At 66.9% G+C, this 21,895-nt stretch carries 22 protein-coding genes; 13 read left to right on the top strand and 9 right to left on the bottom strand.

Translation table 11 applies throughout. The features are described from left to right. Nucleotides 1–2: 2 nt before the first annotated feature. From efeU to efeB, 3 genes are all read left to right on the top strand, one after another. Nucleotides 3–893, top strand: coding sequence for an iron uptake transporter permease EfeU (gene efeU / locus IBX22_RS28390; RefSeq protein WP_194818743.1), 891 nt, complete (start codon nucleotides 3–5; stop codon nucleotides 891–893). A gap of 83 nt (nucleotides 894–976) precedes the next feature. Next, nucleotides 977–2,128: an iron uptake system protein EfeO gene (gene efeO / locus IBX22_RS28385; RefSeq protein ID WP_194818935.1), complete on the top strand. Its 1,152-nt coding sequence runs from the start codon at nucleotides 977–979 to the stop codon at nucleotides 2,126–2,128. 33 nt (nucleotides 2,129–2,161) lie between these two features. After that, entirely contained in the window at nucleotides 2,162–3,484 is a 1,323-nt protein-coding gene (efeB, locus tag IBX22_RS28380; protein WP_194818742.1) for an iron uptake transporter deferrochelatase/peroxidase subunit, read from the top strand. A 6-nt stretch (nucleotides 3,485–3,490) separates the two neighbouring features. Here efeB and IBX22_RS28375 read toward each other — a convergent pair whose 3' ends face one another. Next, nucleotides 3,491–5,224, bottom strand: coding sequence for a pyruvate dehydrogenase (locus tag IBX22_RS28375; RefSeq protein ID WP_194818741.1), 1,734 nt, complete (start codon nucleotides 5,222–5,224; stop codon nucleotides 3,491–3,493). A 329-nt stretch (nucleotides 5,225–5,553) separates the two neighbouring features. Here IBX22_RS28375 and IBX22_RS28370 point away from each other — a divergent pair, with 329 nt between their 5' ends. Further along, nucleotides 5,554–6,825 (top strand): hypothetical protein, encoded by a 1,272-nt coding sequence (locus tag IBX22_RS28370; protein WP_194818740.1) that lies wholly within the window; start codon nucleotides 5,554–5,556, stop codon nucleotides 6,823–6,825. Next, the gene (locus IBX22_RS28365) at nucleotides 6,822–7,166 is read left to right on the top strand and encodes a hypothetical protein (RefSeq protein WP_194818739.1); all 345 of its coding nucleotides are present in this window, start codon (nucleotides 6,822–6,824) and stop codon (nucleotides 7,164–7,166) included. Before IBX22_RS28370 ends, IBX22_RS28365 begins: the two co-directional genes overlap by 4 nt. A gap of 21 nt (nucleotides 7,167–7,187) precedes the next feature. On the opposite strand, the gene IBX22_RS28360 is transcribed toward IBX22_RS28365, so the two are convergent. After that, nucleotides 7,188–8,252 (bottom strand): diacylglycerol kinase, encoded by a 1,065-nt coding sequence (locus tag IBX22_RS28360; protein WP_194818738.1) that lies wholly within the window; start codon nucleotides 8,250–8,252, stop codon nucleotides 7,188–7,190. A gap of 28 nt (nucleotides 8,253–8,280) precedes the next feature. Then, on the bottom strand, nucleotides 8,281–9,069 hold the full coding sequence (locus tag IBX22_RS28355; RefSeq protein WP_194818737.1) for an SDR family oxidoreductase: 789 nt from the start codon (nucleotides 9,067–9,069) through the stop codon (nucleotides 8,281–8,283). A gap of 123 nt (nucleotides 9,070–9,192) precedes the next feature. Here IBX22_RS28355 and IBX22_RS28350 point away from each other — a divergent pair, with 123 nt between their 5' ends. Continuing rightward, complete coding sequence (locus IBX22_RS28350) at nucleotides 9,193–9,825, top strand: TetR/AcrR family transcriptional regulator (RefSeq protein WP_194818736.1); 633 nt, start codon at nucleotides 9,193–9,195, stop codon at nucleotides 9,823–9,825. 78 nt (nucleotides 9,826–9,903) lie between these two features. Further along, a complete protein-coding gene (locus tag IBX22_RS28345) occupies nucleotides 9,904–10,674 on the top strand; it encodes a helix-turn-helix domain-containing protein (protein WP_194818735.1) in 771 nt (256 codons plus the stop codon). Between the two features lie 3 nt (nucleotides 10,675–10,677). Here IBX22_RS28345 and IBX22_RS28340 read toward each other — a convergent pair whose 3' ends face one another. Continuing rightward, complete coding sequence (locus IBX22_RS28340) at nucleotides 10,678–11,550, bottom strand: TIGR03619 family F420-dependent LLM class oxidoreductase (RefSeq protein WP_194818734.1); 873 nt, start codon at nucleotides 11,548–11,550, stop codon at nucleotides 10,678–10,680. Between the two features lie 124 nt (nucleotides 11,551–11,674). Beyond that, the gene (locus tag IBX22_RS28335) at nucleotides 11,675–12,472 is read right to left on the bottom strand and encodes a HugZ family protein (protein WP_194818733.1); all 798 of its coding nucleotides are present in this window, start codon (nucleotides 12,470–12,472) and stop codon (nucleotides 11,675–11,677) included. A 161-nt stretch (nucleotides 12,473–12,633) separates the two neighbouring features. Here IBX22_RS28335 and IBX22_RS28330 point away from each other — a divergent pair, with 161 nt between their 5' ends. Further along, nucleotides 12,634–13,728 carry a hypothetical protein gene (locus IBX22_RS28330; RefSeq protein WP_228539514.1) on the top strand — a complete coding sequence of 365 codons (1,095 nt, stop codon included), beginning with the start codon at nucleotides 12,634–12,636 and terminating at the stop codon, nucleotides 13,726–13,728. 603 nt (nucleotides 13,729–14,331) lie between these two features. Here the strand turns inward: IBX22_RS28330 and IBX22_RS28325 are convergent. Next, nucleotides 14,332–15,048, bottom strand: coding sequence for a metal-dependent hydrolase (locus IBX22_RS28325; RefSeq protein WP_194818732.1), 717 nt, complete (start codon nucleotides 15,046–15,048; stop codon nucleotides 14,332–14,334). A gap of 243 nt (nucleotides 15,049–15,291) precedes the next feature. Here IBX22_RS28325 and IBX22_RS28320 point away from each other — a divergent pair, with 243 nt between their 5' ends. Then, a complete protein-coding gene (locus IBX22_RS28320; RefSeq protein ID WP_194818731.1) occupies nucleotides 15,292–15,921 on the top strand; it encodes a hypothetical protein in 630 nt (209 codons plus the stop codon). 94 nt (nucleotides 15,922–16,015) lie between these two features. Here the strand turns inward: IBX22_RS28320 and IBX22_RS28315 are convergent, their stop codons facing one another. After that, nucleotides 16,016–16,783 (bottom strand): GNAT family N-acetyltransferase, encoded by a 768-nt coding sequence (locus IBX22_RS28315; RefSeq protein WP_194818730.1) that lies wholly within the window; start codon nucleotides 16,781–16,783, stop codon nucleotides 16,016–16,018. 158 nt (nucleotides 16,784–16,941) lie between these two features. On the opposite strand from IBX22_RS28315, the gene IBX22_RS28310 reads away from it, so the two are divergent. The 3 genes from IBX22_RS28310 to IBX22_RS28300 all read left to right on the top strand — a co-directional run bounded on the left by IBX22_RS28310 (nucleotide 16,942) and on the right by IBX22_RS28300 (nucleotide 19,862). Further along, entirely contained in the window at nucleotides 16,942–17,229 is a 288-nt protein-coding gene (locus IBX22_RS28310; protein ID WP_309234823.1) for a hypothetical protein, read from the top strand. Between the two features lie 15 nt (nucleotides 17,230–17,244). Next, nucleotides 17,245–17,526, top strand: a complete 282-nt coding sequence (locus tag IBX22_RS28305) for a hypothetical protein (RefSeq protein ID WP_194818728.1) — start codon at nucleotides 17,245–17,247, stop codon at nucleotides 17,524–17,526. 167 nt (nucleotides 17,527–17,693) lie between these two features. Next, nucleotides 17,694–19,862, top strand: coding sequence for a molybdopterin oxidoreductase family protein (locus IBX22_RS28300; protein WP_194818727.1), 2,169 nt, complete (start codon nucleotides 17,694–17,696; stop codon nucleotides 19,860–19,862). Nucleotides 19,863–19,945: 83 nt separating this feature from the next. On the opposite strand, the gene IBX22_RS28295 is transcribed toward IBX22_RS28300, so the two are convergent. Continuing rightward, a complete protein-coding gene (locus tag IBX22_RS28295) occupies nucleotides 19,946–20,287 on the bottom strand; it encodes a helix-turn-helix transcriptional regulator (protein WP_194818726.1) in 342 nt (113 codons plus the stop codon). Between the two features lie 120 nt (nucleotides 20,288–20,407). Between IBX22_RS28295 and IBX22_RS28290 the strand changes: the two genes are divergently transcribed. Further along, nucleotides 20,408–21,343 carry an alpha/beta fold hydrolase gene (locus IBX22_RS28290; RefSeq protein WP_194818725.1) on the top strand — a complete coding sequence of 312 codons (936 nt, stop codon included), beginning with the start codon at nucleotides 20,408–20,410 and terminating at the stop codon, nucleotides 21,341–21,343. Nucleotides 21,344–21,492: 149 nt separating this feature from the next. On the opposite strand, the gene IBX22_RS28285 is transcribed toward IBX22_RS28290, so the two are convergent. After that, a complete protein-coding gene (locus tag IBX22_RS28285) occupies nucleotides 21,493–21,891 on the bottom strand; it encodes a hypothetical protein (RefSeq protein ID WP_194818724.1) in 399 nt (132 codons plus the stop codon). Nucleotides 21,892–21,895 lie beyond the last annotated feature (4 nt).

Raw genomic sequence — 21,895 nt, 5'->3', positions numbered from 1 at the left:
GCATGGACCTCGCTCTGTCGACGCCCACGGTGGCCACCCAGCTGTTCGGCAGCGGATTGATCGGGCTGCGTGAGGGTTTGGAAGCCGGGATCGTGGTGATGATCCTGACGGCGTTCCTCGTCAAGTCCGATCGCCGCGAACACCTCAAATGGTTGTGGCTCGGCGTCGGCGCCGCGGTCGCGATGGTGGTCGTCGTCTTCGCCGGCATCCATTACGGCACCTCGACGATCAGCGGCCTGGCCGCCGAAGCGGTCGCCGGAGTCTCCTCGCTCATCGCGGCCGCCATCGTCACCGCCATGGTGCTGTGGATGCGCAGCGCCGCCACTCACATCTCCGCCGACCTGCGTGCCGAGCTGTCCGCGGCAGTCGAGATCGGCGGGATCGCGGTGGCGAGCCTGGCGTTCTTCGCCGTCGGACGCGAAGGTCTGGAGACCGCGCTGCTGATGGTCGGCTACGCCGAGAACACCTCGGGCAGCGACTGGCCGCTGCTGGGCCTGCTGCTGGGCATCGCGGTAGCCGTGGCCCTGACCGTTGCGCTGTACCTGGGTGCGGTGCGGATCAGCCTGGTCAAGTTCTTCACCTACACCGGTGCTCTGCTGGTCGTGGTGGCTGCGGGCATCCTGGCCTACGGAGTACGGGCACTGCAGGTGGTCGGCTGGCTGCCCGGGATCGGCAACGTGGCCTTCGACGTGAGCGCGCACTACGACCAATCCTCCTGGTATGGAACGACATTGGCGGGCTTGTTCAATCTGCGCCCGGACCCGACCGTGCTGCAGGTGATCGCCTGGGCGGCATACCTGGCCGTGGTGCTGACGCTGTTCCTGCGTCCCCGCCGTCGTGCGGTCGCGTCCTCGACTCCCGCGGTAGCGGTCGATAGAACTCCGGCCTCGTGAGGGCCGGCAGCGAAAGGAAAACAGTGAAACCGAACGTGTCGCGGCACACGGCGGCCGCCGTGAGCTTGCTGGTGACGGTGCCGATGGTGCTCTCGGCGTGCACCGCCAAGTCCTCCGGGACCGGTGACATCGCGGTCACCTCCACCGACTCGGCATGTGAGCTCAGCTCCAGCAGCGCCTCGACCGGGACGGTGACCTTCGCCGTCGCCAACAACGGGTCCAAGGTCACCGAGTTCTATGTCTTCGGCAAGCACAACCGGGTCCTGGGCGAGGTCGAGAACATCGGCCCCGGCGTCACCGGCAAGCTCGTCGTGGAGATCACCGAGCCCGGCACCTACGAGACCGCGTGCAAACCGGGCATGGTGGGCAACGGTATTCGCGGCACCCTCGAGGTCACCGGCGAGCAGAAGTCCAAGTCCGATGTGCCCGCCGACGTGGAACAGGCCAAAGCTCGCTACCTGGATTACGTGCGCGGCCAGCTCGACGGACTGGTCGCCCAGACCACGACATTCGTCGCGGCGGTGAAGTCCGGTGACCTGGCCGCCGCCCGCGCTCAGTTCGGCCTGACCCGCACCTTCTATGAGCGGGTGGAACCGGTCGCGGAGTCCTTCGCCGACCTCGACCCGGCGATCGATATGCGCTGGGACGACACCGAGGACGGCAAACAGCCCTTCACCGGATTCCATCGCATCGAGCGATTCCTCTGGCCGCCGCAGCAGAGCCAGGTCGGTGAGGACGGCGACGACATCAGTCAGGCCGATCTCGACAACGCCAAAACCGACACCGCGGCGCTGGTCAACGTCGAGGCCGAGGCACTGCTGGGCAATGTCACCGCGCTGCGCGACGAGGTTCGCAAGTCCGACTTCGCCTTCGAGACCCAGTCGTTCGTGAAGGGCCCCCAAGCGCTGGTCGACGAGATCGCCGCCACCAAGGTCGGTGGCGAGGAAGACCGCTACTCGCGCACCGACCTGTGGGACTTCGCCGCCAACATCGACGGTTCGGAAACCTTGATCGCCGAATTGCAGCCGATGATCACCGCGAAGAACGCCCCGCTGATGGACAAGATCACCGGCCAGTTCCAGGCGGTGCGCGACGCCATCGGCAAGTACCGGCAGGGTGATGGCTACGTCTCCTACGACACCGTCACCGCAGCACAGCGCAAGGAACTGTCCGACAAAATCGACGCACTGTCGGCGACCCTGAGCCAGGTTCCGGATCTGGTTCTCGGACAGTAGTTTTCGAAAGTTTCGAAGCAAGGAAGACCGATCATGACCGACCGACCCGCAGCCGATTCCCACGACCAGCCACAGCGTGGAGTGTCCCGGCGCGCCCTGCTGGGGGGCGCGGCGGCGGGTGCGGGGGTCGTGGCCGGTGCCGCGGCGGCAGGCGCCGCGATCAGCAACGCGGCGCACCGGAGCGCGGACAGCCCCGGGGACCGCATCGTCGCGTTCCGCGGGGACCGGCAGGCGGGGATCGTCACCGCGGTGCAGGACCGATTGCATTTCGCCGCCTTCGACGTCATCACCGATTCCCGCGCCGAACTCATCGATCTGCTCCAACGGTGGACGCTGGCCGCCGAACGTATGACGCGCGGGCAGGAGACCGTCGAGGGCGGCGCGATCGGCCACGGCAAGTATCTGCCGCCCCCCGACACCGGCGAAGCGCTCGGTCTGTCCCCGGCGTCATTGACCCTGACCATCGGCTTCGGTCCGGGCCTGTTCGGGCCCAGCGCGAGCGCCCCCGCGCGGGGGGACCGGTTCGGACTGGCCGCGCACCGGCCCGCCGCGCTGGCGGAACTGCCGATCTTCGCCAAGGACGCCATCGAATCCTCGCGCAGTTACGGCGACATCTGCGTGCAGGCCTGCGCGGACGACCCGCAGGTGGCGGTGCACGCGATCCGCAACCTGGCGCGCATGGGTTTCGGAGTGGTCAGCGTGCGCTGGTCGCAACTGGGATTCGGCCGCACCTCGAGCACGACCCGCGGCCAGCACACCCCGCGCAACATGTTCGGCTTCAAGGACGGCACCCGCAACCTCACCGCCGACCAGACCGACCTGCTCGACAAGTTCGTGTGGGTCGCCGGCCAGGACAACCCTGCCGAAGCGCAATGGCTCACCGGCGGAAGCTATCTGGTCGCCCGGCGGATCCGGATGGATATCGAGGCCTGGGACCGCGCCGCGCTCCTCGAGCAGGAACAGATCGTCGGCCGCAGCAAGGGCGAAGGCGCGCCGCTGGGCAAGCACGCCGAGTTCGACGACCCGGATTTCCAGATGACCGTGAGCCGGACCCCGGTGATCGCCGAGGACGCTCACGTACGCCTGGCGCACCCAGACAACCTCGACGGCGTGCAACTACTGCGCCGCGGCTACAACTTCACCGATGGCTCCGACGGTTTCGGCCACCTCGACGCCGGCCTGTTCTTCCTGGCCTACTGCCGTAACGCCCATACCCAATTCGTTCCGATGCAACGCGCCCTGTCCACCAAGGACGCGATGATGGAATACCTCACCCACACCGGCACGGCCTTGTTCGCCTGCCCGCCTGGCCTCGCCGCCGGCGAATGGTGGGGCCAGCGCCTGTTCGAATCCTGAGCCCTGTCAGGGCCGCGGAATGTTGCGCAGATTGCCGCGGGCCAGCTCGACCATCGTGCCGACACCACCGCCCAGGACGGTGCGACCCGCACTGAGGGCGAAGCCGCGCAGCATCTCGCCGGTGATCTTGGGCGGGATCGACAGCGCGTTCGGGTCGGTGACCAATTCCAGAACGGCGGGACCAGGGGTGGCGAAGGTGACCCGTAAACCTTCGGCGATGCCGCTGGGCTGATCCACCCGGACCGCGGGCAGGCCGCAGGCGCGAGCGATCGCGGTGAAGTCGACGGTGGGGTGGTCGGTGCCGAAGGACGGGTAGCCCTCGACCATCATCTCCAGTTTCACCATGCCGAGGCTGGCGTTGTTGAACACGACGACCTTGACCGGGATGTCGTAGGTGCGCAAGGTCAGCAGTTCTCCGAGCAGCATGCTCAGGCCGCCGTCCCCGCAGATCGCGACCACCTGACGGTCCGGGTAGGCGAGTTGCGCGCCGATCGCGTGCGGCAGCGCGTTGGCCATGGAGCCGTGCAGGAACGAGCCGATCACCCGGCGGCGGCCGTTGGGGGTGAGATAGCGGGCGGCCCAGACATTGCCCATCCCGGTGTCGACGGTGAACACGGCGTCATCGGTGGCGTGCGAATCCAGCAGGGCGGCAGCGTATTCCGGGTGGATGGGGGTGCGGTCGGCGATGTCGGTGGTGTAGGCCTCGACGACCTTGTCCAGCAGTTTGGCGTGCTGGCGCAGCATCCGGTCCAGGAAGGCGCGATCCGTGCGTGGACGCAGTCGTGCGAGCAGCAGCGCCAGAGTCTCACGTACGTCGCCGTGCACTGCCAGCTCCAGCGGGGTGCGCCGGGCGAAGCGGGTCAGGTCGTGGTCGATCTGCACCGTGTTCTGCTGGGGCAGGAAGGTGTCGTAGGGAAAGTCGGTGCCCAGCAGCACAACACAGTCCGCTTCGTGCATCGCCTCATAGCAGGCGCCGTAACCGAGCAGCCCGCTCATGCCGACATCGAACGGATTGTCGTACTGGATCCACTGCTTGCCACGCAGGCTGTGACCCACCGGCGCCCCGAGCGCCGCGGCCAGCGCCATCACCTCGGCATGCGCCTCGCGCACACCGTCACCGCAGAACAGCATGACCTTCTCGGCGCCCTCGAGCATCCGGGCCAGCTCGTCGATCCGGTCGGCGGTCGGCACCACCGGCGAACGCTGCGCCGGCGCGGTGCCCTGCGATCGCTGCGCGGGCGCCTTCTGCGAGCTGACATCACCGGGAATGGTCAGCACCGAAACCCCGCCCGCGCCGAGCGCGGTCTGCACGGCGATGCGCAGCAGTCGCGGTAGCTGCTCGGGCGCGGAGACGAGTTCGCTGTAATGACTGCATTCGTCGAACAGCTTCTCGGGATGGGTCTCCTGGAAGAAGCCCGTACCGATCTGGGTCAGCGGCAGGTGCGAGGCGATCGCCAGCACCGGCGCACCCGTCCGGTGCGCGTCGTAGAGCCCATTGATCAGATGCAGGTTGCCCGGCCCGCAACTCCCCGCACACACTGCCAGCCGCCCGGTCAACTGCGCCTCGGCCGCCGCCGCGAACGCCGCCGCCTCCTCGTGCCGGACATGGATCCAGTCGATGCCCTCGGTGCGGCGCACCGCGTCCACCACCGGATTGAGACTGTCGCCCACGATCCCGTAGATACGGGTGACCCCGAGCGCGACCAGATCGCGCACGAGCATGTCGGCCAGTGTCGCCATGGTCTACCTGCTTTCGCTGGAAAACTGCTGGACGGGACCGGCATCAGGGTAGGACTCGGACACCTGTGACCGTGCAGGTCAACCCGTCGGCCGGGCGATTCGCGCAGATCGGGGACTGGCCCATGCGGGGGAGCCGCTGTCGACGCCGCGGCACCATCGGCCACAGCGCCGGACCGACTCTGATCGTCGCCCATCAGTCGCGTGTATGACGTCCGAGTTGTGTGCATCGTGTGCGCTGTCTGTGAATGTTGCTGGCGTGCAGGCAAGTTGAGCATTCTGCATATGTAGGGTGAGGCATGGATGAAGGTTCGGGTTCGGCAGAATCTGCCATGCATGCTGGTTCGGCAGCCGTCGAGGCGAACTCGCGTGGGGCTGTCGCCGTCGGCCCCGATGCCACGAGCCCCGGCGAGCCCGGTGTGCCCGCCGATCGCGGTACCGCCCGCGCGGCGGGTGTATCGAACACCAGGTTGCGCCGACGGCTGGCGATCGGGATCGGCCTCGTGGTGGCGGCCCTGGTCGCGGGTCTGGTGCCGAACTGGTGGTGCGGCCGTGATGCGGACGCATGGTTTCGCGGGGATCCGGCGCGGGTGCAGGCCCTCGCCGAGGAACTGGTGGCGTTCGAAGCCGAGGACGATCGCCGGCGCGCCGCAGGCTCGGCGGGGCTCACCGGCATGTGGGGGTTGCTCGAACACCAGATGACGGCGCTGGGCCTGGCGCAAGTGAGTCTCGCGTACCCGGAATGGCGAGAGCGATACGCCCCCATCGTGACTCGCGCGGCAGCGAAGAGTCTGCTGCCCGCCATGCGCGCGGAGTTCACCTCGGCGTGGCACGGCGAGGACGGCTTGGCGGTACCCGACAGCCCGAACGGGCATGCCTACCTCTCCTATCCCGCTCTCGCACTCGGGATGGCGCGCCTGCTCGATCCGGCCTTTCCGCCCGATCTCGCCGTCCAGCACGACACTCTGATCGCCGCCTACGCGCGGCGCCTGCTCGCCGCACCGACCGGTCTGCTCGACACCTTTCCCGGTGAGGCCTATCCGACGGACGTGGCAGCGGTCGCCGCTGCGATCGCGGTCCACGGCCGTGTGACCGGCACCGACCACACCGCGGTCCTCACCCACTGGGCACGCCAGGTCCGCACGACACAAATCGATCGCCCCACCGGACTGGTCATCCAGCGCATGGCCGTCGACGGACGCCCGCACGACGCCCCTCGCGCCTCGGGCACCGGACTGGCGGCCTACTTCACCGGCTTCGCCGACCGCGCGCTCGCCGAGGAACTGGCGAGCGCCCTGTTCCGCCAGGAGCGCCGCGTTCTGGGCTTCAGCGGCATCCACGAATACGGCGAGGGCTACGACGGCCCCGGCGACATGGACAGCGGCCCGGTACTGGCCGGTGTCTCGGTCTCGGCGACCGGTTTCGCTCTCGCCCCGGCGCGCGCCTTCGGGCACCGTGAGGTCTTCACCCGCCTGTACCGCACCACCGACCTGTTCGGCCTGCCACTGCGCGAAGGCACCCGACTGCGTTTCGCCACCGGCGGGGTGATCGGCAACGCCCTGCTGCTCGCCTTCCTCACCTCCGGACCGGAACTGGCGCGATGAAACCGCGTACCGCCTGGCGGCTGCTCCGCCTGCCCTTGATTCCGCTCGCCTTGTACCTCGCACTGCATCCGATCGCGGCGGCCCTGTCGGCGCGACACGGGTTCGGCTCACCCGACGGCGTGAGCCCGGTCTACCTGACCGTCACCCTCGCACTGCTGACGCTGCGTTTCGTGCTGCTGGTTGTAGTTCCGGCTGTCCTCACCTACCGCGTGGTGGTCTACGCGCTGACACACTTCCTGGCCGACCCCGACCAGCCGGGCAAACTGCCTGCCGCCCAATCGAGTCGAGGGGGACAGGGGCGGGCGCCGGCGGCGGCGACCGGCCAAGACGCTCAGATCTGACCGGGGGCCGCCATCAGCGTCTTAGGAGAACAGACCACGACCAGTGGTCAGCGGCAGATCGGTGGCCGTGAGCAGTCCGGAGCGCGCTTGCACCACCGCCGCGACGGCGCTCACAAGGCGCGCGGCAGTGCCGATGACTCCGGCCTCGGCATGGTCACCATCGGCATAGAGTTGCAGGTCGAGCAGATAGTCGGGGCTGCCTTTGATCTCGACCCGGTAGCAGCCTTTACCCGCCGGTTGCGGCCACTCGGGGGCGAGGTCGGGGTGCAGCCGGGTGACATGCTCCAAAGTGATCAACGAGCGATCACCCCGCCGCCCGGTGATCTGGAACCGCAGCGCCGCCGCCGTACCCGCGGCGACGGTGCGACCGCACACAGTGAGCTCCTCGGTGGCCGGAAGTCGTTCGAAATCCTGTGTGACGGCGTCGAGTTCGACATCGAGAGCAGCGGCGAGCTGACGGACGACGCTGCCCCAGGCGAGGGTCAGCACTCCCGGTTGCAGCAGCAGCGGCAGTTCCTCGAGCGCTCCGCCGAACCCCATGATGTCGAACAGGACCTTCGGATTGTCGTAGGTGGAGTAGTCCATGATCTCCGAGCAGACGAGCGCGTCGATGCGCTGGGCTCCGCTGGACAGCAGCAGCGGCAGCCAGTCGTTGGCCCAGCCGGGATCGATGCCGTTGACCCACAGCGAGGCTCCGCCCTCGCGTGCGGCCTCGACGATGGGTTCGATGGCGTCATCGGGGAGGGTGCCGTAGGGGAACTGGAGAAACACCGGACTGCTGGAGACGACGTTGATGCCCGCCCGCAGGAAGGACTTCAGGTCTTCGACGGCTTCCAGGAGCCGGTCGTCGGCCATGGCGGTGTAGACGATGCAGTCGGGCCGCAAATCGAGCAGGGCCTGAGCGTCATTGGTTGCGGTGACACCGATTTCGCGATCGAGCCCGGCGAGCTCACCGGCGTCCTTGCCCACCTTCTCGGGCCCGGACACCCAGACGCCGACCAGCTCGAGTTCGGGCCGGGCGAGGATGGAGCGCAGCGCGTAATGCCCGACATTGCCGGTACTCCACTGGACGACACGATATTTCATGAGAACGCTCCTGATGCTTGCGCGATGATCACAGATCCGGGATGGGCAGGTCGAGGTTGGGCGCCTCGATGCCGCCGTCGATTTCGAGGATCTTGCCGGTGATGTAGGCGCCCGCGGGGGAGCACAGGTACACGATGCCGGCGGCGATCTCCCACGGCTGCCCGAGCCGGCCCAGCGGGGTGGCCTGCTCCATCTGGCTCTTGATTTCTGGTTGCTGCGCAACGACTTCCAGCGCGGAGGTGAGCACCGAGCCCACCGCGATGGCGTTGACCCGGACCTTCGGCGACAGATCGGTGGCGGCCAGGCGCGTCCAATGCGCGAGCGCGGCCTTGGCGGTGCCGTAGGCGAGGAAACCGCGCCCGGCCGTGCGGCCCATCACCGACGAGACATTCACTACCGAGCCGCCGCCCGCGGCGAGGATATGCGGCACCGCGGCCTGGGTCAGCGCGTGCGCGGTGGAGACATTGAAGCGGAACGCCTGCTCCAGGAAGTCGGGGGTCGTGGTGAGGAAGGTGTTGGGCATGGTGCCGCCCACATTGTTGACCACGATGTCGATGCGGCCCAGCTCGTCGGCCGCGCGGTCGGCGAAGGTGCGCACCGCGTCCAGATCGGACAGATCGCAGGGCACGGTGAGGGCGCGCCGGCCCAGAGCGCGGATCTTGCCCGCGACCTCCTCCAACTGCTCCGCCGTGCGGGCGGCGATGGCGACATCGGCCCCGGCTTCGGCGAGGGCCAGCGCGGTGGCGGCGCCGATGCCGCGGCCCGCGCCGGTGACGACGGCAACCCGGCCGTCGAGTCGAAATGCGTCCAGGATCATGCCGAAAGGTCCTCTCCCACATCGCCAACGGTCATGACGACGGTCACACGCAGTCTTAAGAACTATTACTTAACTGTCAAGAGAGACTTCTTCAATGTTCCGTTCGGCGGCTACTGTGCACACGTGGAAGTGACATCGGTGCGCGAGCGGATCATCGTCGCGGCGGAACGCCTGATCGCCGAACGCGGACAGGGCGTCCCGCAACGCGACATCGTCCTCGCGGCAGCACAGCGCAACAACTCGGTCATCCAGTACCACTTCGGCTCCCGCGACGGCCTCATCGAAGCGATCGTCGAATACCGCTTGGCGGCACTGGAAATACGCCGACTGGAACTACTGGCCGAACAGTCGATGTCCGACCACCCGGAGACCGTGCACACCCTGGTGCAGGCCCTGGTCATCCCGATGCTCGAACTCACCGCCCAGCACGGAGTCAGCCACTACGCCCGATTCCTCGAACAGATCCAAGGCCACGCCGCAGTCACCGACGCCGCCAATCTCGGCAGCGACCGCCGCACCTCGGTACGCCTCATCATGCGACGGCTCGACCACGAACTCACCGCCCTCCCGCCGCGCCTGCGGGTACGCCGCCTACGCGCCCTGTCGATCACACTGTTCGCCCTGCTCGCCGACCACGAGCGGGCCGTGGAAGCAGGCCGGGTTCGCGCCGACGACGACCAGCAGTGGAACGAGATCATCGACATGCTCGCGGGTCTACTCACCGCGTCCGTCAGCGAGTCCGCACCGATCAGGTAAGGGCCAGGCAGCACCACACCGATGTCCATTACCTCCCGGGTAATGGTCCTGCCACCGGAAACTTCGTAGGGTGCAACCGTGCGCACCCTGACAGCCGGTGACCTGCTCCGGCACTGGCGACTCGAACGCCGGCTCAGCCAACTCGAATTGGCCGGCCGGGCCGAAACCTCCGCCCGGCACCTGAGTTTCCTCGAAACCGGCCGCGCCACCCCGAGCCGCGCCATGCTGGCCAACCTGTGCGAGCACCTGCAGGTCCCGCTGCGGGAACGCAACCGCCTGCTGCTGGCCGCGGGATACGCCCCCGCCTTCGCCGAGCCCGCACTCGACACCCCGGAGATGGCGCCCGTGCGCGCGGCGGTCGGCCAGATTCTGGAGGGCCATCAGCCGTATCCCGCGCTGGCGATCGACCAGTCCTGGAACATGGTCGACGCCAACGCCGGAGTAGCACTGCTGCTCGCCGGTATCGATCCGGACCTGCTGACACCACCGGTGAACGCGCTACGGCTGAGCCTGCACCCCGACGGCCTGGCCGGACGCATCCTGAACCTGCCCGAATGGCGCGGCCACGTCCTGGCCCGCCTCACCCGCCAGATCGAAGTCACCGGCTCCACGGAACTGGCCGAGCTGCTGACCGAGCTCCGCGAATACCCGGGCGGGGAGACCGAACTCGTACTCCCCGAACCCGATCAGGTGGTGGTCCCACTGCGCCTGCGCCACGACGGCCAGGACCTATCCTTCCTCAGCGTGACCACCGTCTTCGGCACACCCATGAACGTCACGGTCGCCGAACTGGCCATCGAATCGTTCTTCCCGGCCGACGCGGCCACCCGCGCCGCCCTCAACCCCTGAGGCTCAGGAGTTGACCTTCGCGATGACCCGTTCGGCGAACTTGGACAGATGCGTGATCTTGGTGTCCAGCGGCTCGGTGTCGTGCTCACGGGTGTAGGGACTGCGGAAGCCGACGATGACATCGGTGACGCCCTTGTCCTCGAGCCGCTTGATCCCGTCGACCGTGTACGCGTCCAGCGAGATCACGTGCACCTCGAAATCCTTGCGGGTCCCGTGCTCCTCCCGCAGCTTGTCCAGCTTGACCAGCAGCCGGTCCAACTCCTCGCCGTCACCGCCGGCGTGCATCCAACCGTCACAGCGGGCGGCCCGGCGCAAAGCCGGAGCACTGTGGCCGCCGATCAGGATCGGGATCGGCTCGGTAGGCACCGGGCTGATCTTGATCGGGGGCAGATCGTAGAACTCCCCGTGGTACTCGAAATACCCGCCCGCACACAACCCGCGCACGATATCGATGCACTCGTCCATCCGCGCGCCCCGCTTCTCGAACGGCACATCCAAAATCTCGAAGTCATCCGGCCATGGGCTGATCCCCACCCCGAACCCGAACCGGTTACCGCTCAACGCCGCCAGCGAGGCCGCCTGCTTGGCCACCAGCACCGGCGGGCGGATCGGCAGCTTCACCACGAACGGCGTCACCCGCAACGTCTTGGTCGCCGCCAGAATCGCCGCCGACAGCACGAACGCCTCGATGAACGGCTTGTCCTCCAGGAACTCCCGATTCCCGTCCGGCGTATAGGGATAAGTGGCGTCGGACTCCTTCGGGTAGGCGATGCTGTCGGCCACCGTGATCGAGGAGTACCCGGCCGCCTCGGCCGCCTGCGCCAACGGCACGTAGTACTCCGGGTTCGTCATCGCCTCGGCATAGGTGAATCGCAATGTGCAGCCTCTCTGGTGGGTGGGCTGTCAGAGCACGACTGGAACGTGTTCTAACTCCACACACTCAACAAACCACCCACCGCCTGCACACGTCAAGAGATTGCCGCGATTATGCGACAGGGCTTCAGCCTTCCCTGGACCGGCGCGCCAGTTCGACCGTGGCGGCGCGGAGTTCGTCGACGGCGTCGATCGGCTCGGCGTACCCCACACGGGTCCGGGCGATGCCACGCGGCGTGACGACGCGGAGGTCGAGACCGTAGCGGTCCGCGCGCTCACAACTGGCCTCTGTGGCATCGGGGTAGCCGCCGAGCACCTGCGCCATCGACAGCAACGCATCGGCATGATCATCGTTGAGATGCGTGATCGCCCGCGCCGCCACCGGAATCACCGGATCCGGCGCAGCCGCCCCATACTGCTCAGCCGACGCCGAATCCATCCGCCCATACCCGCCGACCCACCGAACCCGATTCACCCGCAACACCCACACCGAGAAATCGCTGTAATCGATGTAGTACTTCGCCGCCGGCACCGCCGCCAGATGCGCCTCCCGCGCAGCAACCGCCTCCGCACCCTCCGGCCGCTCCACCACACCCGCAAGCGTGATCCGCGTCCCCGCCAGCGGATCCGACGGCATATCCGGCGCCACCACCGAAATACTCGCCCGCGGATCCGCCGCCAGATTCCGTCCGTGCTCGGCCATCCGGGACACACACAGCACCGGCTGACCCGCCAGCAGCCCATAGGTCACAAACGACGCCCACGGCGTTCCGTCCTCGCTCAGACTCGCCAGCGTCGCCGTATTCCCCGACGCCGCAACGGTCCTCGCCTCCTCCGCCGCCGAGGGACGTGTGGCATTCACCACCGGCCCGGTCGGCTGCGGAATCGACGGCGCATCGCCCGGGTCACCATGATCGAGAGTCATCTGCAGTCCTTCAGCCAGTGGATATACCGCCACCGATTCTTCCACCGCGAACGCCCGGCACTCGGCGCACCCACCCGCTGCACCCGGAATCGCCGCTGTGCGAACGCCAAAGGACCCCATTGCGCAGGCGCGGCAGCAGCCGATGGGCGACACTGTGCGGCGTGACCCGATATGCATTCGACGCCGACCGCAACGCTCTCGTCGCCATCTGGGCGACCGGGCGCGGCGACTTGACCGAGACTGTGGCCGTGCTGCCGCCGATAAGTCCGGACCAGGCAACGGGTTTGGCATCGAATCTTACGACCCTGTCCCGCTTCCAGTGGCGCACCTACACCCATCCCGCCAGCGCCGCAGGCGATCCCGACGTCCCCAACAGCGAGGCCTGGCGCCGCGCCGAGGAACGCCGCAACTTCAAGGACGTCGAAGCCGGGCTACGCCACCCGAACCTGCCCACCGAACAGGGCCTGGTCGTCTCCTACAGCGGCGTCGTCGAATCCGCGCACCGCGTCGGCCGCGCCCTGCACAGCATCGACGTCGAACACCTGACGGAAACTATTGTCGCCGAAGTCGATCGCGAACAACGCGCCATCGAATACGCCGAACTCGGCGCCCTGTCCGGCCGGGCCCGCCAAGCCGTCGAACTGTCCCGCCCCGACGTCTCACCCGCCCAGGTCCAGGCCGCCGACCAACTCTTGCGAGCCGACCCCCTCGGCACTCTGGAGCTCTTCACCGAACTCGACCCCGCCTCGGCCTCCGTCGCCGCCGCCCACTGGCTCTACGCCGCAGCGGAAGTCGCCGGTGAACTCGCGGGCATCCCGACCGCCGACGTCGTCGTGGAAGCCGACGAACTCGAAGCCCTCCAGGTCGATACGCCGACCATGGTGCTGGAACGCCTGGTAGCGGGGGAGACCCCCACCGAAGTCGTCGCCGACCTCATCGCCGAAGCCATGGCGGTCTCCGAAGGCCACGTACCCGCCCCGTGGGCCGTCGTCGCCCGCGTCGCCGAAATCGAGGAGCAGGCAAGGAAATACGAGGTCGACAGCGCCACCCGCGCCGCCCTCCTCGCCGAATTCCGCATCAGCCGCCTGGACCCCGTCCGCCCCGCCCTCGACCTCCTGGAGGACCTTCTCGACGGCATCCGCGGCTGCCTCCTGCTCTACACCGCCCACAGCGCCGGCGACGATGCCGACCTCGAGGAGCAGTTCGCCGACGATGTCCGTGCCGAGGCCGACGCGCACTCTGACCAGCTGTTCTGACCGAGAGCGGGGGAGCGCGGTGTGACACAGGCGGTTTCGCGGGACGCAGGGGAGTAGCAGCCCCGCGTCCTCCTATCCCGACACCCGTCGTCCCAGTGTAGGCAGGTCGAAACCATCACCGCTAAGTCCCAAAGAATGATTGGACAAAGACATCCCCATGTGGAGATATGCGCATCTAACTATGTGATGCCCTATCCTAGGTACGGTCACCACAGTGCCGCGAGACTTCTTGAAAAGACCTCTTTGAAGGGGAGGGGCGAAAATGCCTGCCGCCCACACGAGTCGAGGGGACGGGGGGGGTGGGTGACGTGCGGCGCATGCGCGGAAGGTGGACGGACGATTCGTTAGGGGAGGGGCGGCATCGGACGCTCGGAGCTTCGCTGAAGCGGGGGTGCTGGAGCGGCGTGACAAGCCGGATATTCAGTTCCGGTTGGCCGAGAGTCAGCCGAATGGCCCAGTGCGGTTGGCCTTTTGAAACTAGATGCCCAAATTGGGCTATGCGTACTAATGCATAAACTGACCTACCGCGCCACGCAGCGAGCCAACAGCTCGAGTTCAACGAACAGCTTTGATCGCAGGAGGCTGCGTGGCGGGGGAGCAGGGTCAGGGTTGCTGGGTGATGCAGTACCAGAGCACCACCATCGTCCCGACAACGAACAGCGGTGACAGCACCCAGGTTTCCACCTTGTTGCCGGTGCGCTCGATGATGGGGAAGCGCACCCGGAGGTCGAACGGCCAGAACAGCCGGCAGCCGCGGTCGGTCAGGCAGTCGCCGAGGATGTGGGCCAGAGCGCCCAGGCCTACACAGAACGGCAGCCACGCGGGCTTGTCGGCGATGTAGTGATCCATGACGAACGTGCCGGACGCCGCGAGCACGATGACGGTGCCGTAGGTCCGGAAGCTGTCACCGGGCGGGCACAGGTGCAGGGCGCGAACGGCCAAGGCCAGCAAGAAGAACACGAGCGCCAGCGTGAAGGGCCGGCCGATCCAGTGCGCACCGGCCCACGTCGCGTAGGTCGCCACGGCCACGAACAGCAGGGAGTGCGTACCGCGCCGGTGTCCGCCGGAGAGTTTGCTGATGAGTACGCACAGGAAGTACGAAACCGGCCCCAGCACATGCGCTATCGAGCTCTTCGGGTGGTCGGCGTCGGGGAGCAGTGCCGCGCCGGCGGTCAGGAAGACGCCGAGCACCAACTCCACCGTCCCGATATGTCCGCTGGCGTCTTGCAGGGCGGGATAACTCAATACCGTTACGGGCAGCAACGCCGCAGCCCCCGACCAAGCCAGCGCACCACTGGTCGCGTGAGAATGTCCAAGCACCCGACAACGCTAGTTGAACCGACGACCAACGCGAAGTCGCCTGATCAGCGCAATAACGCTGCGGCGCAAGGGGATAGGGCGAAGTTATCAAGATCACTTTCAGGGCCGTATCAGGTGCTGTATACGCCGGTGCTTCGTTGCGCCCCCGCGTCCGGCGTGTCGGTGGCGGGGTAGTGCGCTGTGGCTGGCATGCTTTCGGCAATTCGCGCGTTCCGTTCGATTTGCCTAGAGGAGAACTCGGCTATGCATCGTGTGCGTTCGATACGTCTCGCCGCCGCTGCGGCCGTCGCCGCCCTCGTCGTGCTCGGTGGTGGCCCCGCTGTCGCTGATAAGCCGGTAGCGGTCGACTGGGCCTCCGCCGTCCAGCAGCTGCGTAAGGCGGCCGAGGGCAATCCCGCCGCCACCCAGGCGATGGAGCGGCTCATTGCCTCCAAGCAGCTGCCCACGGAGCGGAAGGCGGCACTGCCCGCCCAGCCGTTCCAGATTCCCGCACAGTCCGATATCGGGCGGGGTAGTGGCCCCGGTGTCTACGGCTCCGGTGTCGCGCTCGGAGTCGACGGCTTCCGCTTCGGATTCTTCGGCGGGCCGGGCACCATCTCGCCGAACCAGACGGGCGCGAAGCTCGAGGTCATCTGGTACAACGTCTCCAATGGCCGCAGCGCCACCGACCTGCTGATCGAACACGAGGACATCCCGGTCGACACCACCATCCGGACCAAGATGCTCGATACCGGCCCCGGCATGATCGTGGCCGCCGTATACGGCTCGCTGTGGCACCGCTGGTCGGTTCCGGTGTCGGAAGAGCATCCCGATGGCTTCCAGTACCAGCTCGCCACCATCTCGATCCCGTCGTTCGGCGCGGTTTACAACTGACCTCGACCTCGCCGACGTAGTCGCGAACTGCCGCATGGATCCCCATGCGGCAGTTCGCGTTTACAGGGAAAGGTTGTGGGGGAGAGCGCCTGATTCACGTTGATCCTGTGACCACTCGTTCGTGCACATACCAGATTCCAGGGACGGTCGATCCGTCCGGCAACGGCTGCGGCCGCCGGTCCATTTCCGTTGCTCCGATCTTGTCGCAGATGCGTAGCACCGCGAGATTCGACTCCTTCGTGCCGATGTAGACGCTGGGGTATCCGGCGTCGTGGATCGCGTTGACAAGTGCGGACACCGCTTCGCTCGCGTAACCGGCTCTCCGGTGTTCGGGGCCGATCCACCAACCGATGGAACACGACGTCTTGTCACCGGTGCGGTGCACAGTTGCGCCACCGATCACTGTTGTCGACGACCGCACCTCGATCACGAAAAGCCCTGGAGTGGGGTGGCTGCGGCCGATCGCCTTGATCAGTGCCGAGCCGTCTCGTTCCGTCCAACCGCTGCCGGAGAGCATCGCATCGTCCATCGTGGCTTCGAGCGAGGGCGCGTCCTTCGGCTCCGGTCGGCGCAGGATCAGCCGCGAGGTTTCGATGTCCTGCAGCGCGTCGAAGCCCTTGCCGGCGAGTTGGCTGACGCGCCAAACCCAGAGCCACACCGCGATAAGGACCGGAGCCACCAAGAGCAGTAGCCCAACGATCGGTTCGGTCGCGGCGGAAGGTGATCCGGCCGTCACCACAAGGCCGATAAGTGCTGCCGGAAGTCCGAGAACTGCGATCCAGCTCGCCAGGTCAAGAGCGGCTTGCAGGGGGCCGCGCCGAATTGTCGATATGGCGGAGGTGATTCGCCAGGTCGGGAACATGCGCGAACGATATTCGATTTCGTGCAATTCGGCCGGATCAGCCGGAGTTGGCAGGCGTAGAGTTGATCACCCGAGGCGACAGGGAGTTGACAATGTCTATACGCACCAGACCAGCGATAATTCGGAGTGCTGCAATCGCTGGGGCCGTGGGGGCCGCCATGCTCTTCGGCGGGGTCGGGCAAGCGGTCGCTGACGTCGAACCCGGCGCCTACACATCCACGACGTTGTCGGGTGGCATCGTGCTCCTGCAACGCGATGCGCGCGTCGAGGGCGGGGACCTGGTCTTGATCGGGCGTTACCCGATTCATTCGACGCCCGCCGGTGGTTACGTGGACCTATTTCCCGGCCACCGAGTCGAGCTGATCAGTGACGGACGTGGCGGGTACGCGGGCCCGGCGTATTTCGGTGGAGTAGTGATCGGCTCCATCACGCTGACGCCGCGATAAGGCTTACATGACATAATGTTGATTATCGGTTCGAGAACGGATGCGATCTGGTTGGGGCATCGGCTGATCGAGTTGAATGCGATGCTGGCGCGGGTGGCTCGGGCGACGGGTGTCGAGCATGTCGATACCTATGCCGGGAGTCATGGACATGATGCGTGTCAGCCGCCGGGTGTGCGCTGGGGTGAGGGTTTGGTGCCGTTGACGAGTAATCCGGTCGGTCCCGGGGTGCCGTTTCATCCGAATCAGCTGGGTGCTGATCATCAGGCGCGCAGTGTGCTGGCGGTGCTGGGTCGTTAGCGGGGTTGGGTACGTCCGCTCCCCCGTATCTCCTTGTCCCCCAACGTAAAACGTCACAGTGACGGTTTGGGTGGGTATCGGTGGATAGTGAGAGATCCGCCCACGGGTGGATCAACCGTCTGAGCCACTCAAGGTAGCCTGTGGTCACCGAGGGGAAGGTGAATGCCGTGAGCGCCACGACTATTGCCCGCCAGTGCACGCTGTGTGAGGCCCACTGCGGAATTCTGGTCACTGTCGAGGACAAGCAGGTGACCAGGATCGAGGGCAATCCCGACGACGTGTTGTCCAAGGGCTATATCTGCCCGAAGGCGACGGCGATGGGCGGGCTGCACCACGACCCGGATCGCTTGCGCACGCCGGTGCGTCGGGTGGGTGCCGAGTTCGAGCCGATCGGCTGGGATGAAGCCTTCCGTGAGATCGGGCTGCGGTTGCGCGCGGTGCGGGGCGCGCACGGGCCGAGCGCGATCGGCATGTATCTCGGTAATCCGGCCGCACACAGTTCCTCGGTGATCTATGGCGCGCTGTTGCGGGCGGTGCTGCTGACCAAGAATTTTTTCACCGCGTCCTCGATCGATCAGTTCCCGCAGGAGTTTGTGGCGTGGCGGATGTTCGGGTCGAATCTGCTGATGCCGGTGGTCGATATCGATCGCACGGATCGACTGGTGGTGCTGGGGGCGAATCCGGCGGTGTCCAATGGTTCGATCACCACGATGCCGGGGGCCAAGCTGCGCATCAAGGATGTGCGTGCACGTGGCGGGAAGGTCGTGGTGATCGATCCGCGTCGCACCGAGACCGCGCGCTTGGCCGATGAGCATGTCGCGGTCACTCCGGGCGGGGATCCGTATCTGCTGCTGGGGATGCTGCATGTGCTGGTCACCGAGAAGTTGTGTGATGAGAGCGCGATCGCGAAGCAGTGCTCGGGGTGGGGTGAGATTCGTGCGCTGGTCGCCGATTTCACTCCGGAACAGGCTGCGCCGTTGGCGGGGGTGGAGGCGGAGGTGATCCGCCGGCTGGCGCGTGAGCACGCGGCCGCGGAGTCGGCGGTGCTGTATGCCCGGCTGGGGGTGTGCCTGCAGGTGACGGGCACGCTCACCCATTGGCTGGTCAACATCATCAACGCTGCCACCGGGAATCTGGACCGTCCTGGCGGGCACATGTTCGCGACTCCGCCGATCGATGCGGCGCGTTTCGGCAAGTATCTGCCGATGGGTCATGGTGCGTGGACCGACAGTTCGGGGCAGTTCAAAGCGTTCCGCACCGAGCTGCCGGTGGCGGTGCTCACCGACGAGATCCGCAACGGCACGATCCGTGCGATGGTCACCTACGCCGGTAACCCGGTGCTGTCGACCCCTAACCGCGGTGAGCTCGACGCGGCGCTGGAGGGCCTGGATTTCTATGTCGCCGTGGACATGTACGTCACCGAAACCACTCGTCACGCCGACATCATTCTGCCGCCGATCTCCCCGCTGGAACGCGAGGATCTCGATGTGCTGCTCCCCCTGTTCAGCGTGCGCAACAATCTGCGCTACAACGCCCGCGTGTTCGATCCGCCCGCCGATGGTCTCGAGGACTGGGAGATCATGGCGCGCTTGGTGACCGAGTTGCTCCCGCTGCCCGCCCGCAGACTGACCACGGGCGCGATCCGTGGGCTTTTCGAACAGTTCAGTCCGATGCGGTTGTCGGCGTTGGGTATCGCGGCCGGGCCCTATGGGGTCCTGCGTCGCGGTTTGAAGGGTTTGACGGTCGGCAAGGTGCGTGAGAGTGCGGGCGGTATCGATTTGGGTCCGCTGCGTCCCCGGCTCCGTCAGCTGATCGGCACCAAGGATCGCAAGGTACAGCTGGCGCCCTCGGACTTCGTGACCGCCGCGCGTGGTTTGCTCGATGATGTCCACCAGGGCGTCCAAGCCCGCGATGATGGTTTCGATCTGCGCTTGATCGGGCGCCGTCACTTGCGCAGCAACAACTCCTGGCTGCACAACGTGCCTTCGATGGTGAAGGGCAAGGACCGCTGCACCGCCCTGATGCATCCTGATGACGCCGCCGCTCGCGGTCTCACCGACGGCGTACCGGTCACGGTCACCTCGAAAACCGGATCAATCGTGGTCCCGGTGGAGGTCAGCGACGACATCCGCCCTGGCACCATCGCCGTCCCGCACGGCTGGGGCCATCAGGAGCCGGGCGTCGGCTGGCAGGTTGCCGCTTCCCTGCCGGGCAAGAACGTCAACGCTTTGCACGACCCGGCATTGACCGACACCTTTACCGGCGCGGCCGCCGTCAACAGCACCTGGGTGCGTGTGCGGGCCGCGGAATCGACGGACACGGTGGCGGTCGGCTGAGAGTCGGCCAGAGCGCGCCGGGAGACTCCTCGGTCGGTGCTAGGCAAGCGCCAGTCGCGCCGCGATGAGTTCGGGAGCCCCGACTACCCGGCGGTGGCGGATCCTCGGTCGGGTTCGCCGAGCTCGGCCGGTTCGCTGAAGGCGAGGTCGAGCAGGCCGGGGAAGCGTGCGTCGAGGTCGGCGCGGCGCAAGGTCAGGTAGAACTTGCGGCCGACGCGGCGCTGGTGGATGATCCCGGCTTCGCGTAGTGCCCGCCAGTGGTGGGTGAGGCTGGATTTCGGTGCGGTGGGCAGGATTTCGCCGCAGAAGCGTTCCTCGCCGCCTGCCAGGGCGTGGACGATTTCCATGCGCACCGGGTGCCCGAGCGCGGCGAGTACGTCGACGAGCCGGATGGCGGCCGGATCGGGGTGGTACAGGTCGGCCATACCCTCACTGTACGCGATCTTCGTACGGTCATTTGACATTCCCGCTCGATTGTACGAATGTTTCGTACCGTTAAACGTACGAGAGATTCGTACGGTCGAACGGTGAGTGAGGAAATCCGAATGACCAGCACGATCGCGCCCGAATTGTTGTCCGACGCCGCCCTGGCCGCCTCGCTGGAGGGAGAATTCACGAGTCATGTCGCCGAGGTCAACGGAGTCCGGCTGCACTACGTCGACGGCGGGGCGGGCACACCGCTGCTGTTGCTGGGTGGCTGGCCGCAGACCTGGTGGCAGTGGCACAAGGTGATGCCCGCCTTGGCGCGCCGCTACCGGGTGATCGCGGTCGACCTGCGCGGCATGGGCGGCTCGGACCAGCCGGTCGAGGGCTATGACAAGAGGACCATGGCCGCCGATATCCGTGCCCTGGTCGCGCATCTGGGCTGGGAGTCGGTGAGCATCGCCGGGCACGACATCGGCGCGATGGTGGCCTACGCGTACGCCGCCAACTATCCCGACGCCACCGACAAGATCGCACTGCTGGACGTGCCGCACCCCGACGAAGGCTGGGCGGGATTCGGGCTGCTGCCCGAACCGGATCAGCACGTGGACTCGGTGATCGAGGCCGGAGACCGCTCCTACCTGTGGTGGTTCGCGTTCAACCAGGTACAGGGCCTGCCCGAACTGCTGCTCGCCGACGGGCGCATCCGGTTGCTGCTCGACTGGCTGTTCGGTCGCCAGGCCGAGGATCCGGCCGCCATCGACGAGCGCGCACGCCAGGTCTACGCCCACGCCTACTCCACCGCCGATGCCATCCGCGCCGGTAACGGCTGGTACCGCACCTTCAACCAGGACATCGCCGACCAACGCGGCTACGGCCGGATCGCGGCACCGCTGCTGGCGCTCGGCGGCGCCCAGAGCAACTACGAGTATCTGCGAAACCTGATGCCCGCCAAGGGGACCGAGGTGACGGTGGTCGAGATCGCCGACTGTGGCCACTACATCCCCGAGGAACAGCCGCATGCCGTGGTCGAGGCCCTGACCGCGTTCCTCGGCTGATCGATACTCCCGCCCTGAAGGGCGGCGGCCGCCGGGCCTCGGAGCGAAAACCGGTTGAACGCCCGAGCCGAGCGAACGTCACACGTGTCAGGGAGGCATCCGGAGACCGTTTGCCAGAAGTGTTACCCAATCGGACGGCATGACGCCGGCTACCGATCTCCGGCCGTCTGCACGGTGACCCGATAGCCGATCCGGATCTCACGGCCGATATGGGCGGTGCCGGACAGGTTGAGCCACCGGTTGCCGCCGCCACGCGGGTCGGGCACGTAGGCGGCGTGCACCTTCTCCACCCCGAACGGAAAGCTGCCCGAGGTCGAGGTGGCGATGGCCGTCATCAGCGACACCTCGGCCCACAGCCCCGGCTCGGCAGCGTGCTCGGTGAGCGGTGGCACATCGGGCAGAAAGAACCCGAACTGCTCGCCCGGTGCGCCGGAGGACTGGATCATCACCACACCTGTCCGGAACAACCGGGCAGTGCCGGTATACACCAGGCACTCCGGGCTCAGCCGCAACGCTGGCGCGGACTGCAGTTCCAACTGGACCGCCATGTGC

The sequence above is a fragment of the Nocardia sp. XZ_19_385 genome (assembly GCF_015355755.1).
In the GTDB taxonomy this organism is placed as follows: domain Bacteria; phylum Actinomycetota; class Actinomycetes; order Mycobacteriales; family Mycobacteriaceae; genus Nocardia.
Note: the sequence above shows the minus strand (reverse complement) of the source record. Positions and strands in the feature narration are given on the sequence as shown.